At 69.7% G+C, this 16,044-nt stretch carries 11 protein-coding genes; 1 reads left to right on the forward strand and 10 read right to left on the reverse strand.

Annotated elements, in window-relative coordinates:
* Positions 1-7 precede the first annotated feature (7 nt).
* From IB230_RS07160 to IB230_RS07205, 10 genes are all read right to left on the reverse strand, one after another.
* Complete coding sequence (locus IB230_RS07160; protein ID WP_192270401.1) at positions 8-841, reverse strand: general secretion pathway protein GspN; 834 nt, start codon at positions 839-841, stop codon at positions 8-10.
* Positions 831-1,451, reverse strand: coding sequence for a type II secretion system protein GspM (gene gspM / locus IB230_RS07165; protein WP_192270403.1), 621 nt, complete (start codon positions 1,449-1,451; stop codon positions 831-833). Before gspM ends, IB230_RS07160 begins: the two co-directional genes overlap by 11 nt.
* Positions 1,432-2,571 (reverse strand): PilN domain-containing protein, encoded by a 1,140-nt coding sequence (locus tag IB230_RS07170; protein WP_192270405.1) that lies wholly within the window; start codon positions 2,569-2,571, stop codon positions 1,432-1,434. The genes gspM and IB230_RS07170 overlap by 20 nt, the downstream gene beginning before the upstream one ends.
* Positions 2,568-3,419 (reverse strand): type II secretion system protein GspK, encoded by an 852-nt coding sequence (locus IB230_RS07175; RefSeq protein ID WP_192270407.1) that lies wholly within the window; start codon positions 3,417-3,419, stop codon positions 2,568-2,570. Before IB230_RS07175 ends, IB230_RS07170 begins: the two co-directional genes overlap by 4 nt.
* Positions 3,416-4,087, reverse strand: a complete 672-nt coding sequence (locus tag IB230_RS07180) for a prepilin-type N-terminal cleavage/methylation domain-containing protein (protein WP_192270409.1) — start codon at positions 4,085-4,087, stop codon at positions 3,416-3,418. Before IB230_RS07180 ends, IB230_RS07175 begins: the two co-directional genes overlap by 4 nt.
* Positions 4,084-4,512, reverse strand: coding sequence for a prepilin-type N-terminal cleavage/methylation domain-containing protein (locus tag IB230_RS07185; protein WP_192270411.1), 429 nt, complete (start codon positions 4,510-4,512; stop codon positions 4,084-4,086). Before IB230_RS07185 ends, IB230_RS07180 begins: the two co-directional genes overlap by 4 nt.
* Positions 4,509-4,883 carry a GspH/FimT family pseudopilin gene (locus IB230_RS07190; RefSeq protein WP_225589442.1) on the reverse strand — a complete coding sequence of 125 codons (375 nt, stop codon included), beginning with the start codon at positions 4,881-4,883 and terminating at the stop codon, positions 4,509-4,511. The genes IB230_RS07185 and IB230_RS07190 overlap by 4 nt, the downstream gene beginning before the upstream one ends.
* 149 nt (positions 4,884-5,032) lie before the next feature.
* A complete protein-coding gene (gspG, locus tag IB230_RS07195) occupies positions 5,033-5,458 on the reverse strand; it encodes a type II secretion system major pseudopilin GspG (RefSeq protein WP_225589443.1) in 426 nt (141 codons plus the stop codon).
* Positions 5,459-5,490: 32 nt separating this feature from the next.
* A complete protein-coding gene (locus IB230_RS07200) occupies positions 5,491-6,705 on the reverse strand; it encodes a type II secretion system F family protein (RefSeq protein WP_192270417.1) in 1,215 nt (404 codons plus the stop codon).
* Positions 6,706-6,830: 125 nt separating this feature from the next.
* Entirely contained in the window at positions 6,831-8,630 is a 1,800-nt protein-coding gene (locus IB230_RS07205) for a S8 family peptidase (RefSeq protein WP_192270419.1), read from the reverse strand.
* A 602-nt stretch (positions 8,631-9,232) separates the two neighbouring features.
* Between IB230_RS07205 and IB230_RS07210 the strand changes: the two genes are divergently transcribed.
* On the forward strand, positions 9,233-16,021 hold the full coding sequence (locus IB230_RS07210) for an ESPR-type extended signal peptide-containing protein (protein ID WP_192270421.1): 6,789 nt from the start codon (positions 9,233-9,235) through the stop codon (positions 16,019-16,021).
* Positions 16,022-16,044 lie beyond the last annotated feature (23 nt).

The raw sequence follows: 16,044 nt of genomic DNA on the forward strand, positions 1-16,044 counted from the left end.
CGGCACTCTACTGTGTCTTGCCGGGCGTTGCCGGCGGCGTGGTGGGTTGCGCCTGCTGCTGGCGCAGCTGCGCGCGGCGCTGTTCGATGCGCTGGCGGATGGCTTCCATCTGCTCGTCGGTGGTCGACGTGGGCGCGGTAGCCGTCGCGGATGGCGACGGCGGGGTGGGCGTCATCACCGGGGCGGGTGCCTGTCCCTGCGTCGGGGACGGGGGCGCGGCAGGCATCGTCGCGGGTGCATTGTTGCCGCCGGTGGGCCGGCCACCCCCCGGCGCAGACGGCAGCGCGACACCCGCAGGCGGCACGGCAGGAGGTTGGCTGAGGATCTGCGTCGGCGGCTGGCCGCCGGCGCCGTCGAAGACGCGCAGTTCCAGTTCCCGGCGGCCTTCAGGCCCATCGAACACCGCCCGGCGCGGCCCCAGTTCGCTCAACTGCCAACCCGGGAACCCCGCCGGCGATTCACCGACCTTCACCCGCAGCCCTTCCCCGCCCTGCGAAGGCTGCACGATGGCCAGTTCCAGCGCCGGCGTGATCAGCACGCTGGTCAGTACCAGATCGAACGCAGGGGCGGCAGCCTCCTCGCCCGAGAGGAAGAACGGCTTGGGACGACGATCTTCGGAAAACAGCGGGCGCGCGCCGACATCGGCGTACTGGTCCAGCGCCTGCAGGCGCTCCGGTGGACTGGGGGGCAGGCGCGGCAAGGCCTGCACCAGGGCCGGATCGGCAGGCAGCGGCGTGATGCGGCCGCCCAGGCCGAACAGGGCCAGCACGGCCACCAGCACGGCCCACCCCGCCACGACGGCGAGCAGCCCGGTGCGCAGGTTCCAGGTGTCAGCGCGCACCGGGCGTCTCCTGGGCCACGACAGGGGAAGGCTTGAGATAGCCGTACAGGTCGAAGTTCACGTCCAGCCCGCCGGTACCGCTTTCGCTGGCCTGGAACGCGTAGCGCTGCGCGAGGATGTTGAGGTTCTCGACGAACAGTCGCGGGCTGCCGGACTCGATCTGGTGCAGCACCGAGGCCAGTTCGGGGGCACCGCAACGCAGACGGACCTGCACCACCACGCGCGGGTAGACCTCGCGGCCGGCCACCGCCAGCGGCGACTGGTTGGCGATCGCGCAACTGCGGTTGCCCGGGCTGGCCTGCTTGACCACGGCTTCCAGGCGCTGCACGAGACCGGCCGTGGCCAGCTCCACCGTCGCCTCCGGCAGGAAGCCCGGGCGCTGCGCCTGCTGCGCCAGCGCGGCGTCGAGTTCGCGCCGCACCGCCGGCGCCTGCTGCAGCTGGGTGCGGATGCGCAACTCGCGGTCGCGCAGTTCGTCCACACGGGCGCCCACTTCCTGCATCGGCACGGTCCACCACGGGTGCACCAGCAGGGCATAGCCGAGCAGCAGCGCCACCAGCAGCAGCGCCAGCGCCAGCCAGCGGTCGCGGTCAGTCACGGCCAGCGGCATTCGCGCCTCCTGCCGTGGCGGCCGACGGATCCTGCTTGCCCAGCAGTTCGGCCGTCAGGGTGAAGCGGTCCATCCGCGTGCGCGGATCCGGTTGCAGCGCACCGCTCAGCGCAGGATTGCGCCACAACGGCGAGCCTTGCAGGCGAGCCACCAGGCCCGAGGCTTCCGGACTGAAGCCGATCAACGTCAGCCGGTCACCCTCGATGGCGAACTTTTCCAGATAGGTGTTGTCGGGCAGGCGCCGGGTGACGTCATCCATCACTTCCAAGGCGGTCGGACGCCGTGCGCTGGTCTGGTTCAACACCGTCGTGCCGGCGACCAGATCGACGAGCTGCTGCCGCTGCGCCGCTACCTGGCGTGCCGCGTCGGCGCGGCCGTCGACCTGTGCGGCGAAGGCATCGGCCGCGGCCCGCCGGTTGTCCAGCATCGCCCAGGCGGCGAACACGATCGCGACCACGGCCACCGCCGCCAGCACCCGATGCAGCCCACGCTGCGGGGCTTGCGCCGTCACGCGTGCGGATTCCGGCAGCAGGTTCACGCCCAGCGGCACGCCATCGGCGTCCTCCACGTCCGCGCCCGCCATCCCGTCCGCAAGGGCGCCGAGTTGCGCCAAGCCACCGGCGAATGCCGCCATCGGTACGGCGGCCAGTTCGACATCGAGCTGTCCGTCCGTGCGCACGCCGATGACGCGCGCATCGAAACACGCCTCGTTGGCGGTGAACGGCGTCTGCCGGTCGAGTTCGAATTTCAGCACGTCCTGCAAACGCTCAGCCGCCGCGGCCGGCATCAGCAGGCGGCGACGCAGCGCCATGCCCGAGGGAACCAGCCACCAGCGCGGGAGGTCGGTCAGTCGCGTGCCCAGCACCGCACGCAACTCGTCCGGGGTCACCGTGGCGGGCAAGCGCGCCAGCATGTGCCGCTGCGACCCTTCCAGCCACGTCATCTCGATCTGGTCGTCCTGGCGCTGGAACAGCAGGCGGTCGCCGGTCAGCCCCAGCAGCACGCGCCAGCGCGCCGGCAACCAGGTCGCCAGCGCCTGCCCCCACCACGCGAGGAAACTGCGGGGGCCCGGCCCGAGCCGTGCCCGGAGCCGCTGCAAGGTGTCGCGTACGCCGCTCATTGTGGTGACGCTCCCTCCTCCCAGCGCAACAAGGTGTAGGCCGAACCCGGTACCGGGCTGGCACCCGCGCGCACCACCGTCCGCAACGACGCTTCGCGGCCATCGACCAGCCGCGCGCGGCTCTCGATACTATACGTGCCGCTGCCGGTGCCGACGAGTTGGGGATTCACCGTGGCACCCGCCGCATTGCGTTGCGCCAGCCACGCCACCGAGTCCACGCCCATCGCCTCCAGCACCGGACCCTGCGCGTACATCGCATCGGGCTGCGCGCGCCCCGAGTAGAGGGTCAGGAACGGGGCCAGCCGTGCATAGAGCGCCGGCGTCATGCCGAGGACCTGCTCGACTTCCGCGATGGTTTCGAACGGCGCGTCCTTGGCGCCGTAGTCGCGTCCGGCCGCGGCGTAGTCGCCGTCCTCCGCACCGCCCACCGGCTGGGTCAGGTTGTCGCCGTCGCGCCAGTCGACGATGGCCGCCGCGAGCGCATCGCCCACCTCGGGCGGCTCGCCGAGCGCCTGCATCAGGCGTGACAGCAAGGGCACGTCGGCCTGGTTCAGGTCGACCTTGCCGGTCTCGTCCACGATGCTTACCTGTACCTGCTGGCCATCGAAGGTCCAGGTGTACGCCCGTCCATTGGGTTGCCAGTGCGTTTCAGGATTGCGGTCGGACACGCGCACCAATGCGTACTCGATGCCGGCGCGCGCGATCTCCTGCGCCTGGGCACCGCGGCTGCCCACGCGCGCCTGCAAGGCCTCCATGCGAGCGGTCAGGGCGTAGGCGCCGACCAGCGCGGTGAGCAGCGCCACCAGCCACAGCACGAGCAGCAGCGCCGCACCGCGCGCGCGCTTCATGGCAGCACCGACGGGTTGCCGCCCGGCAGCAGGCCGCCGCCCGCGCCACCCTCGCTGCGCGCGAGCGTCACCACCAGGTCAGGCCAGCGACCGCCGCGTACAGCCTCCATCTCCACCTTCACCTGCAGGGGCAGCATGTCGGACGTTTCCCAGCGGTCCTGCCAGGGACCGAGCCGGTTGTCCGCATCGAGGCCGCGATAGCGGAAACGCACCGCCTTCAGGCCATCGGCGAGCCGTTCGGCGCGCAACCCGCGCGCGGCAAGGTCGATCTCCTCCAACGACGCATCCGGGCGCGCGACGGAGAACGCCACCTGCAGGCGCCCCGCGTCGTCGACCACCAGCTCGTGCAGGTAGGGGCCACCGAAGCCGAGGTAATCCGGCAGGTCGGCCACGAAGCGCATGCGCTGCGGCGTGCCGATGAAGCGTGCCTGCCGCAGGGTGCCCCGGTCGGTGGCGAAGACGATCGGCTGCGCCGACGCCAGCCGCGCGCGCAGGTAACCATGCACCGCGCGCATGCGCTCGCTCGCCTGTGCCATGTCCTCGCCGCGCGTGACCACGGCAGTGGACGAGCGCAGCGTCGCGAACGCCAGCGCCAGGCCCGCGGCCATCAGCACCAGCGCGACCAGTACTTCGATCAGCGTGAAGCCCTGCGTCCGCGCGCGCATCACGGCGACACCGCCTGGTTGATGTCGCGCGGTGCCAGCCGCAGCGTGCGCCACTCCATCGCCTGTCCACGCTCGCTGCCCCAACCCACCGTCAGCCGCACGTCGAGCAGTTGCGGGGCACTGGGATCGAGTTGCGCGCGTGCCGCCAGCGGATCGGCGAACGGCGCGACGTCGAGCTGCCAGCGGTAACGGTCGCCTTCGAAACTGCCCTGCTGCCGTCCGGGCTGCAGCGCCTCTCCCGCGCCCAGTTGCGCCAGCAGCGACTGCGCATGCAGGGTCGCGCGACTGCTGTCCGCCGATTCGCGCACCTGCCGGCTGGCGCCGGACAGCGATCCGAGCAGCAGGCTCAGCGCGAGCGCCAACAGGGCGAACGCCACGATCACCTCGAGCAGGGTAAAGCCTTGCTGGCGACGGCGGGACACGATCATGGCGCCGGCACTTCGTCGCGCAACAACCGGGTCTCTCCGGTCAACCAGGCCACGTCGACGCTCCATGCCGCCGTGCCGGCCGACAGGGTGATGCGGCCTCCGGTGGAGCCGCCATCGGGAAAGAACAGCACGCCCCCTTCCCCGGCCCGGGCCTGCGCCTCGCGCGCGCCGGTGAAACGCACGGACAGGCTGTCGTCGATGTCGCCGCGACGGTCACCCGCCGCTTCCCAGGCATGCGCGCGCGGGTCGATGCGGAAGCGCTGCGGTTGCCCGGTCGCGATGGCGCGCGCCCGTGTGTATCGGAGTTGCGCGGCGATTTCCTTGGATTCGGAGCGCAGCCGCATGCCGTCCATGCCGCCCGTGAAGACCATGGCCGCGAGGATGCCCGCCGCCGCGATCAGCACGAGTACCAGCAACGTCTCGAGCAACGTGAAGCCATCCGCGCGGGCGCGCGGACAGCGTCCGATGACGGCTGGCTGCGCGGGACCGGCAAGGAATGCCACGACGGCGGACGCCGTGCTTACTCGTTCTTGATGTCCGCGTTGACGCTGTCGCCGCCGGCCTTGCCGTCGGCGCCCAGGCTGATCAGGTCGAAGCGCTGCGTCTCGCCCGGGATGCGGTACTCGATCGGTGTCTTCCAGGGATCCTGCAACTCGCTCTCCTTGGCGTACGGCCCCAGCCAGCCTGCGGCGTTGCCCGGGTTGACCACCAGGTCGGACAGCTGCGCCGGATAGCGGCCGGTGTCGAGCTGGTAGTTCTCGATCTTGCCCGCCAGCGTCTGCACCTGCGATTGCGCCAGCTTCACCTTGCCGCTATCCGCACCGCCCATCACCCGGCTGCCGACCAGGACCAGGATGCCGCCGATCAGCACCAGCACGATGATGATCTCGAGCAGGCTGAAACCCTGTTGCGAGCGCGGGGCGCGGAAGGCTTTCGTCGGACGCATGCGGGACATGGCGGTGGACTCTCCGGTGGTTCTCAGTTGATGGCGCCGGTCAGATCGTACAGCGGGACCAGCACGGCGATGATGACGACGCCGACCACCGCGGCCAGGACCAGCGTGATGGCGGGAACGAGGGCGGCCAGCATACGGTCCAGCACCTGAGCGGTTTCCTGCTCGAAGGTTTCGGCGGTCTTCAGCAGCATGCCGTCCAGCGCGCCCGACTCCTCGCCCACCTGGATCATCTGCAGGGCCAGCCGCGGGAACCGCTTGCCCTTGCCGAGCGAAGCGGACAGGCCATGGCCATTCTTCACGTCCTCGGCGGCGGCATCCACGTCGGCCGCCAGTGCCCGGTTGCCCAGCACGTTGCGGGCGATGCCCAGGGCAGTCAGCAGCGGCACGCCGTTCTTCAGCAGCGTGCCCAGCGTGCGCGCCAGCCGCGCCGTTTCCAGCCGCGCCAGCAAGGGACCCGCCAGCGGTCGTCCCAGCAGCCAGGTATCCAGCCGGGCGCGGAACACGGGATCGCGGCGGCGGCGATCGAACCACAGCAGACCCAGTGCGGGCACCGCGATCAGCACGAACCAGTAGTCGCGCACGAACGCACCCACCCACAGCACGCCGCGCGTGAACCAGGGCAGCGCCACGTCCAGGCTCTCGTACATCACCGCGAATTGCGGCACCACGTAGCCCAGCAGGAACAGCAGCGCGAAACCGACGACGACCAGCAGGATGGCCGGATACACCAGCGCGTTGACCACGCGGCCCTTCAGCGCGCGGCTGCGCTCCAGGTAATCGCCGAGCCGCTGCAGCGTGTCGTGCAGGCTGCCGCCGGCTTCGCCGGCGCGCACCATGTTGATGTAGAGCCGTGAGAACAGGCCGTGCTGGCGATCCAGCGCGGTCGACAGTGGCGCACCACCGCGCACGGCATCGCGGATGTCGGTGATGACGCGCCGCGCCTTCTCGTCTTCCGGCAGGTCGAGCAGGATGCCCAGCGCACGATCCAGCGGCTGGCCGGCGCCCAGCAGCGTGGCCAGTTGCTGGGTGAACTGCACCAGCCGGTCGCCGGCGAACGCATTCGGCCGCCACAACTGCGTCCAGCTGCCGCCGCCCCCCGCCGACGCGAGTGCCGCTTCGACCGGCAGATGTCCCTGCTCCTGCAGGCGCGCCACGACCTCGGCATCGCTGGCGGCCTCCATCTGGCCGTCCAGCATTTCACCGTGCGCGTTGAGGGCCTTGTAGCGGTAGAGCGGCATGCGGTCGGGGGACGGGGGAATGCGCCAACTTACCGTATTCCCCCGTGCATCGTCATGCGCGGGCATCACGCTCCGGAACGGAACGGCCCCGGCATGCCGGGGCCGCGGGTCTTCCGAACCGAGACTCAGGGGGCGGTGAAGCTGCCCCGCACACTGACATTGGAGAACGCCGTCTTGCCGACCAGCGACACGTAGTACGTGCCGGCCTGCGGGTTGGCGATGTTGATCACCTCGTTGTTGCCCGGCCGCACCGAACGGACGTCATAGCTCGTCGCGGTCGCGGCGCTGCCGAACTTCACGTAGACATCGGCATTGCCACTGCCGCCGAAGCTGATGAACGACAGGTTCTTCGCACCCGCCGGCACCACCAGCGCGTACTGCACGACCGCGTCCTTGGCGCCGTTGTTGCCACCCACCGCGACGTTGTTCGCCAGCGGCGTCGCCGTCGGCGGTTCGCCACCACCAATCACAGCCTGCACGGCGGCCGCGGCATTGACGATGCCTGCGCCGATCGGACGGTTCGCCGGCGGCGCCACGGGGAACGGACGCGCCGTCGCCTTCAGTGTGGCCAGCACCTGCGCCGGCGTCAGCGGCGTCTCCGCCACGCTCTGCATCAGCGCGACGACTGCGGCCACGTGCGGCGCCGCCATCGATGTGCCGCCCATGCCGAAGTAGGTCTCGGTGGTGGGCACGGTGGTGCCGGCATTACCCGCAGACCAGACGTAGCCGCCCGGGTTGCCGTCGACGCTGCCGCCACCGCCCGGTGCTGAGATGTCGATGCGCGTACCGTAGTTGGAATACGAGGCGATGCCGCCGGTGATGCGCGTGGCACCGACGGTGATCACCCCCGTGCAGTTGCCCGGCGAATAGCCGTTGACGTTGCCGGCGTCGTTGCCGGCGGCGACGACCACGGTGCTGCCGTTGGCGATGGCGATGTTGAACGCGTTCTGTTCGACCGCGCTGCAGGCGCCGGAACCGCCGAGGCTGAGGTTGATGACCTCGGCCGGATTGGCGTTGGCCGGCACGCCCGCCACGGTACCGCCGGACGCCCAGATCACCGCGTCGGAAATGTCGGAGGTGTAACCGCCGCAGCGGCCCAGCACGCGCGCCGGCACGACCTTGGCGTTGAACGCACCGCCCGCCATGCCCTTCGCATTGTTGCTGACTTCGGCGACGGTACCCGCCACATGCGTGCCATGCCAGCTGCTGTCCTGCACCGGCGAGCCGGCATAGCATTCGCCCGCGACCGGATTCCAGTCGCCCTCGTCGCGCGGGTTCGCATCCCGCCCATCACCATCGCGCGACACGAACGTGTCGCTGATGAAGTCATAGCCCGGCAGGATATTGGCATCCATGTCGCTGTGTGCAGTGATGCCGGTATCCAGCACGGCGACGACCACACCCGCGCCGGTCGCATCGTCCCACGCCGCCGGCAGGTTGATGCCGCCGACCGGATCCTTGAAGTGCCACTGATACTGGTTGTAATAGGTGTCGTTGGGCACCAGGCGCGCATAGCGCTTCGCATCCACTTCGACGAACTCGACCTCCGGATCGCTGGCCAGCTGCCGCAGCAGACTCTCCGCCTCCACGCGATCCAGCTTGCGCGAGGTCTGCACCAGTTCGGCACCGATGCCGAGGCGACGCAGCTTCGATGCGCTCACCACCCTGCCGTTGGACGGCCCGAGCGCGGCGCGCGATACCGCGCCCACCAGCGAGCGCTGCAACGTGGCGCTGTTGGCGCGCGCGGTGCTGCCGTCGCGGTACTTCACGATGAACCGGTCGTAGGTCTCGCCGTCGCGCAGCCCGGCAGTGCTGACATCGCCCGCCGACGCGGTCGCCGTGAAGGCTCCGAATGTGACTATTGCGGCGAGTGCAGCGACGAGGGGATGACGACGCGAAAGGCGGAAAGAGGATTTCTGATTCACTTGACCTGCTCCATGTCTACAAGGATGAACGAACTGGGTAACCCGTTTACAACGTGACTACTCAACGACTTGCGACTTCCCTTTCAAGCGTGTCGTGCACGTACCCCTGTTTACCTGCCACGACACTCTTCACGCAGCGAATACATCCTCTACACACGGCCTACACGTGGCATTAACGCCTTGTTTTCAGCTGTTTCGTCGCGTTGATCCGAACGTAGCAAATCTCTCGCAAATTGCACAACGCGGTTGTAGTGTTCGATCACACGGAGTTGTTGAGCGTCATCTCGGGATGAGGGGAAGGGGAATGCGGAGATCTTTCGCCAACGCGATTTCTTGTTTCGCTGTTTCACTTGCACGCGCTTCCATTGGCATCACGCCTGCGTCACTTTCATCGCGCACACCGCGTCACATTCGCGGCCGGCCGCAGCACACCGCCCCTCGCTTCCTCGTCACGACCACCGCTTCGTGCAACGTGGCCATGCGTCTCCCCTGTCGCATGCCCGGTTGTCATTTCCCCTGACGTAGTCCGCCTCGAATTCCCGTGCCGACCGGCCCGGGCGCTGTCGTATTCCCCCGAAAACACAGAATGAAGGACGTGATCCATGAACAGGATTTACAGCAAGGTGTGGAACCCTTCCCTTGGCATGCTGGTGGTGGCCTCGGAGTTCGCGCGTCGCGCGCACGGCGTGATGTCGTCCGGTGCGCGCGTGCGCGCGCGGCTCGGCGTGACGCTGCTGGTCTCGGCCCTGCTCGCCGGCGCGCCGTTCGGCGCAGCCCTGGCGCATGACAAGCAGAAGGGCCAGCCGCAGAACGACAAGCCGCAGATCGGAACGGGCCCCGCCTACTGCGTGGATGCGCGCGGCAACCCCATCATTGACGGACGCCCCGGCGAGAACGCCGTGTCGTGCGGCGACAACGTCGACGCGTCCGGCCGCCACGCCGTCGCGGTCGGCTACAAGAGCATCGCCAACAAGGCGGGCGCCACCGCGGTGGGTGGTTACGCGGAAGCCAAGGGCGTGAATGCGACCGCCGTAGGCTACGACAGCAACGCGACCGCGCAGGGCGCGACGGCGCTGGGCAGCCAGAGCAACGCCACCGGCGCGAATGCGACCGCGGTCGGTACGCAGGCGAATGCGACCGGCGCCGGCGCCAGTGCCGTGGGAACGGGCAGCAGCGCGACGGGGGCCTATGCCGGCGCCTTCGGCAGTTCGTCCTCGGCGTCCGGTACGCAGTCGCTGGCCGCAGGTCACACCAGCACGGCCACCGGCATCGCAACCGTGGCGGTCGGCGGATTCGCCAATGCCTCGGGCAGTTTCGATACGGCGGTGGGCTATGGCTCCGATGCCAGCGGTGGCGACAGCACCGCACTCGGCTCGGGCTCCATCGCCTCCGGCTACAACAGCGTTGCCGTGGGTGGTTCGCTGCTCGGCTTCCTGCCGACCGAGGCGTCGGGTGACTTCTCGACCGCTGTTGGTGGCGGCGCATGGGCACCGGGCACGAATGCCACCGCCATCGGCAACCTGGCATCGGCGACCGCCGACAACAGCGTGGCACTCGGTGGCGATTCGGTCGCTGATCGCGAGGACACCGTTTCCGTCGGCAGCGCCGGCAGCGAACGACAGATCACCAATGTCGCCGCAGGCACGGAAGGCACCGATGCGGTGAATCTCGATCAGTTGAACGCTGTTGCCGAAGCGTCGGAGAACGCAACGCGCTACTTCAAGGCCAACGGCGCGAACGACGGCTCGGATGACGCGGTCGCCAATGGCGACTATGCCACGGCATCCGGCTCCGCCGCGCTGGCCGACGGCGTCGGTGCGACGGCAACGGGCTCCGGCGCGTTCGCCATCGCCAACGGCGCGACGGCGACTGGCTTCAACGCGACGGCGACCGGCGAAAACAGCGTCGCCAATGGCGCAGGCGCGCAGGCCTCCGGTGCCGGTTCGATCGCCTTGGGTGGCCAGCGCCAAGTGCTCGACGAGAACGGCGATCCAGTGCTGGATGAAGACGGCAACCCGGTCTATGCCAGCACCGAAGCCACGGCGGATGACGCCACAGCTGTCGGCGCAGGTGCAGTCGCCAGCGATGTGGGCGCAAGCGCAGTAGGCGCGGGTGCAACGGCATCCGGCGCCTACTCCTCGGCGGTGGGTACCGAAGCCTCTGCTTCCGGCATCCAGTCAACGGCGGTCGGTTTCCGCAGCGATGCCGCGGACGATGCCGCAACCGCGATTGGCGGCTACAGCAGCGCGTCCAACTTCGGCGCATCGGCGTTCGGTTATGGCGCCGAGGCCAGCGGAAACAGCGCGACGGCCCTGGGCTTCGGTGCGGTCGCCAGCAACTACGACAGCACCGCGCTCGGATCGAACTCCATCGCCAGCGGCGACAACAGTGTCGCCGTCGGTGGTGCGTTCTTCGGCTTCCTGCCGACCGAGGCTTCCGGTGACTACTCTGTCGCCGTCGGTGGCGGTGCGTACACGCCCGGCTTCAACTCGGTCGCACTGGGCAACCTCGCCACCGCAGAAGCCGACAACAGCGTCGCCATCGGTGGCGACTCGGTTGCCGATCGCGAAGACACCGTCTCGGTGGGTAGCGCCGGCAGCGAACGCCAGATCACCAATGTGGCGGCGGGAACCGAAGGCACCGATGCGGTAAACCTCGATCAGCTCAACGCGGTGGCCGAGGCCTCGGAAAACGCCACGCGCTACTTCAAGGCCAACGGCGAAGAGGATGGCACTGACGACGCAACGGCGAACGGCGACTACGCAACCGCGTCCGGCTCTGCCGCCGTGGCTGATGGCGTAGGCGCAACCGCCACGGGTTCGGGCGCGTTCGCACTGGCCGACGGCGCGACCGCCACCGGCTTCAACGCCACGGCCACCGGCGCGAACAGTGTCGCCAACGGCAGCAGCGCTGAGGCCACCGGCGACTCCAGCATCGCCATTGGCGGCCAGGTGGATGCCTTCGATGCCGATGGAAATCCGATCACCGTCAGCACCGTGGCCTCCGGCCTGGGCGCCACGGCGGTCGGCTCCGGCAGCCTGGCGTCGGGACTCGGCAGCTCCTCGTTCGGCGTCCTCAGCGAAGCGAGCGGCGAAGCGAGTTCCGCATTCGGTTACGGCAGCACGGCGACCGGTTCGTACGCATCCAGCTTCGGCCACGCCAGCGGCGCCACCGGCGACTACAGCGTCGCGGTCGGCGGACCGGCGGACCTGATTCCCGGCTTTGGCCTGCTCGTCTACACGCAGGCCAGCGGATTCAGTGCCGCCGCCTTCGGTTCCGGCGCGATCGCCGCGGGCGACTACAGCCTGGCGGCCGGCAGCCTGTCGGAAGCCTCGGGACTGGAAAGCACCGCGGCAGGCTTCTTCTCCTATGCGCCCGGCGACTACGCGACGGCGCTGGGTGCGGAATCGTGGGCCAGCGGCGACAACAGCACGGCGGTCGGTTTCTACAGCACCGCGCTGGGCGACAACAGCGTGGCGCTGGGTGCGAACTCCACCGCCGACCGCGACAACACGGTGTCGGTGGGCGACGTGGGCAGCGAACGCCAGATCACGAATGTCGCCGCCGGCACCGAAGGCACCGACGCGGTGAACCTGGACCAGCTCAACGCGGTGGCGGAGGCCTCGGAAAACGCGACGCGCTACTTCAAGGCCAATGGCGCCAATGACGGTACGGACGACGCCACGGCGAACGGTGACTACGCGACCGCGTCCGGCTCGGCGGCGGTAGCCGATGGTGTCGGTGCAACGGCGACCGGCTCCGGCGCGTTCGCGATCGCCAACGGTGCGACCGCGACCGGCTTCAACGCCACTGCCACCGGCGAGAACAGCGTCGCCAACGGTTCGGGTGCACAGGCATCGGGATCCGGTTCGGTTGCCATCGGCGGACAGCGCCAGCTGCTCGATGAGAACGGTGACCCGATCCTGGATGCCGACGGCAATCCGGTCTATGCCAGCACGGAAGCCACGGCGGATGATGCGACGGCACTGGGCGCAGGGGCGGTCGCCGGCGAAGTCGGCGCCAGTGCGGTGGGCGCGGGTGCGAATGCCTCCGGCGCCTACTCCTCCGCCATCGGCACCGAAGCATCGGCATCGGGCACGCAGGCCACGGCCGTCGGCTTCCGCAGCGATGCCTCCGACGATGCCGCCACCGCCATCGGTGGCTACAGCAGCGCATCGAACTTCGGCGCATCGGCGTTCGGCTATGGTGCCGAGGCCAGCGGCAACAGCGCCACGGCCCTGGGCTTCGGCGCCGTCGCCAGCAACTTCGACAGCACCGCGCTGGGCTCCAACGCCATCGCCAGTGGCGACAACAGTGTGGCGGTCGGTGGTGCGTTCTTCGGCTTCCTGCCCACCGAGGCCTCCGGCGACTATTCGGTTGCCGTGGGTGGCGGTGCTTATACGCCGGGCTTCAATTCGGTCGCACTCGGCAACCTCGCCACGGCCGAAGCCGACAACAGCGTGGCCATCGGTGGCGACTCGGTCGCGGATCGCGAGGACACGGTGTCCGTCGGCAGCGCCGGCGGCGAGCGCCAGATCACCAACGTCGCCGCGGGCACCGAGGGCACGGATGCGGTGAACCTGGATCAGCTCAACGCCGTTGCCGAAGCATCGGAGAACGCCACACGCTACTTCAAGGCCAACGGCGAAGGCGACGGCAGCGACGATGCCGCCGCCAATGGCGACTACGCCACGGCCTCCGGCTCTGCCGCACTCGCCGATGGCGTCGGTGCGACGGCGACCGGTTCCGGCGCGTTCGCTCTCGCGGATGGCGCGACCGCCACCGGCTTCAATGCCACGGCTACCGGCAGCAACAGTGTGGCCAACGGCGCAGGGGCGCAGGCGGTCGGCGCGGGCTCGGTCGCGGTAGGCGGGCAGCGCCAGCTCTTCGACGAGAACGGCGATCCGTTGCTCGATGCCGACGGCAACCCGATCTACGCGAGCACCGAGGCGACGGCGGACGACGCCACTGCGCTCGGCGCTGGCGCCATCGCCGGCGAGGTCGGTGCGAGTGCTGTCGGTGCGGGCGCGAATGCGTCCGGCGCCTACGCCACCGCGTTGGGTACCGAAGCCTCCGCATCGGAGACGCAATCCACCGCGGTCGGCTTCCGCAGCAGTGCGGGTGGGCTGGCGTCCACCACGGTCGGCGGCTACAGCAGCGCCGGCGGCGACTTCGCTTCGGCGTTCGGCTATGGCGCCGATGCGGCGGGCGGCGGCGCGACCGCGGTAGGCGAAGGCGCGAGTGCCGGCGGCGACGAAAGCACGGCCGTCGGCGGCACCACGTTCTTCGGCCTGATCAACACGCGCGCCAGCGGCACGGGCGGCTCGGCGTTCGGCAACGGCGCGTGGGCCACCGGCGAGTACAGCACCGCGCTCGGCCACAACAGCTACGCCGATGGCGACGACAGCGTGGCGGTGGGCGTGAATTCGGTGGCGGGGGCGACGAACAGCGTCGCGATCGGTGCGAACTCGTGGAACGACCGCGATGACACCGTGTCGGTCGGCGACGTGGGGGCGGAACGGCAGATCACCAACGTCGCGGCCGGCACCGAAGGCACGGATGCGGTGAACCTCGACCAGTTGAATGCGATCGCCAACGCCTCGGAAAACGCCACGCGCTACTTCAGGGCGAACGGTGAAGGCGACGGCAGCGACGATGCCACCGCCAACGGCGACTATGCGACGGCCTCCGGTTCGGCCGCCCTCGCCGACGGCGTCGGCGCCACCGCCACCGGCTCCGGAGCGTTCGCGCTGGCGGATGGCGCGACGGCGAGCGGCTTCAACGCCACCGCGAGCGGCACCAACAGCGTCGCCAGCGGCAGCGGCGCGCAGGCGGGCGGCGCAGGATCGGTCGCGGTCGGCGGGCAGCGGCAGCTGTTCGACGAGGACGGCAATCCGCTGCTGGATGCCGACGGCAACCCGGTCTACGCCAGTACCGAAGCGACGGCGGACGATGCCACCGCGCTCGGTGCCGGTGCGGTCGCCAGCGATACCGGTGCGACGGCGACGGGTGCGGGTGCCACGGCATCCGGTGCCTACGCCACCGCCGCCGGCACCGAGAGTTCGGCGTCCGGATTGCAGGCCACGGCCACCGGCTTCCGCAGCGACGCCTCCGGCGACGGCTCGGCGGCGATCGGCAGCTACAGCAACGCATCCGCCTTCGCGGCGTCGGCGTTCGGCTACGGCGCGGAAGCGTCGCAGGAGAGCGCGACGGCACTGGGCTTCGGTGCCGTGGCGAGCAACTACGACAGCACGGCGCTGGGCTCGAATGCCATCGCCAGCGGCGACAACAGCGTGGCGGTCGGTGGTGCGTTCTTCGGTTTCCTCCCGACCGAAGCCTCCGGCGACTACTCGGTTGCGGTCGGTGGTGGCGCGTATACGCCGGGCGTCAACTCGGTCGCGGTCGGCAACCTCGCCACCGCCGAAGCCGACAACAGCGTCGCCATCGGCGGCGACTCGGTCGCCGACCGCGAGGACACCGTCTCGGTGGGCAGCGCCGGCAGCGAACGCCAGGTCACCAATGTCGCGGCCGGCACGCAGGCCACCGACGCGGTGAACCTGTCGCAGCTGAGCTCCGTCGCCAGTGCACTGGGCGGCGGCGCCGGCTTCTCTGGCGGCGTGTTCATCGCGCCGAGCTACACGATCCAGGGCACGTCGTACAACAACGTGGGCGCGGCGTTCACCGCCGTCGATGCCAAGCTCAACGAACTGTACGGCATGTACAGCGGATCGGGCAGCAGCACGACGACATCGACCGCGTCCGCCGACACCGCGCCACCTGCACAGGCCAGCCAGGGCCAGGTCGCCGGCGAGACGGCATCGGGCACGAGCAGCGGCGGCAACGCATCGTCGCCGACACGTGGCACGGCCACGACCACCACGGAGGCCGCCGGCAGCGGTGCCGTGGCCAGTGGCCAGCCCGCGGTCGCGGCACCGACCGATGCCACCGCAGCCACCGACGTTCCCGCCGCGGCCGCGTCCTACGCCGATGCGGGCGACGCCAACACGCTCAGCAGCGCACAGTCCTACACCGACCAGTCCTCGGCGAGCACGCTGGCCAGCGCGAAGGCCTACGCGGACTTCCAGGTCAAGGCGCTGGAGGACGACTTCAACGCCTTCCGCGGTGACGTCGACCGTCGCTTCTCCGAGCAGGACCGTCGGCTCGACCGGATGGGCGCGATGAGTTCGGCGATGCTGAACATGGCGATCAACGCCGCCGGCAGCCGCAGTCCGCGTGGACGGGTCGCCGTGGGTGCGGGGTGGCAAAACGGCGAGAACGCGCTGTCGGTCGGCTACTCGAAGCCGATCGGCGAGCGCGCCTCGTTCAGCATCGGCGGTGCGTTCAGCGGTGACGAGAAGTCGGCCGGCGTCGGCTTCGGTATCGATCTGTAAGTCATCTGTCGCAATGAAGAAGG

The sequence above is a fragment of the Pseudoxanthomonas sp. PXM01 genome (assembly GCF_014851815.1).
In the GTDB taxonomy this organism is placed as follows: domain Bacteria; phylum Pseudomonadota; class Gammaproteobacteria; order Xanthomonadales; family Xanthomonadaceae; genus Pseudoxanthomonas_A.

Bases quoted from the DNA above. Each gene is read 5' to 3' on its own strand.
- gspG (WP_225589443.1), bottom strand. From the start codon at position 5,458: ATGCGTCCGACGAAAGCCTTCCGCGCCCCGCGCTCGCAACAGGGTTTC.
- IB230_RS07200 (WP_192270417.1), bottom strand. From the start codon at position 6,705: ATGCCGCTCTACCGCTACAAGGCCCTCAACGCGCACGGTGAAATGCTG.
- IB230_RS07210 (WP_192270421.1), top strand. From the start codon at position 9,233: ATGAACAGGATTTACAGCAAGGTGTGGAACCCTTCCCTTGGCATGCTG.
- IB230_RS07175 (WP_192270407.1), bottom strand. From the start codon at position 3,419: ATGAAGCGCGCGCGCGGTGCGGCGCTGCTGCTCGTGCTGTGGCTGGTG.
- IB230_RS07170 (WP_192270405.1), bottom strand. From the start codon at position 2,571: ATGAGCGGCGTACGCGACACCTTGCAGCGGCTCCGGGCACGGCTCGGG.
- IB230_RS07185 (WP_192270411.1), bottom strand. From the start codon at position 4,512: ATGATCGTGTCCCGCCGTCGCCAGCAAGGCTTTACCCTGCTCGAGGTG.
- gspM (WP_192270403.1), bottom strand. From the start codon at position 1,451: ATGCCGCTGGCCGTGACTGACCGCGACCGCTGGCTGGCGCTGGCGCTG.
- IB230_RS07190 (WP_225589442.1), bottom strand. From the start codon at position 4,883: ATGGTCTTCACGGGCGGCATGGACGGCATGCGGCTGCGCTCCGAATCC.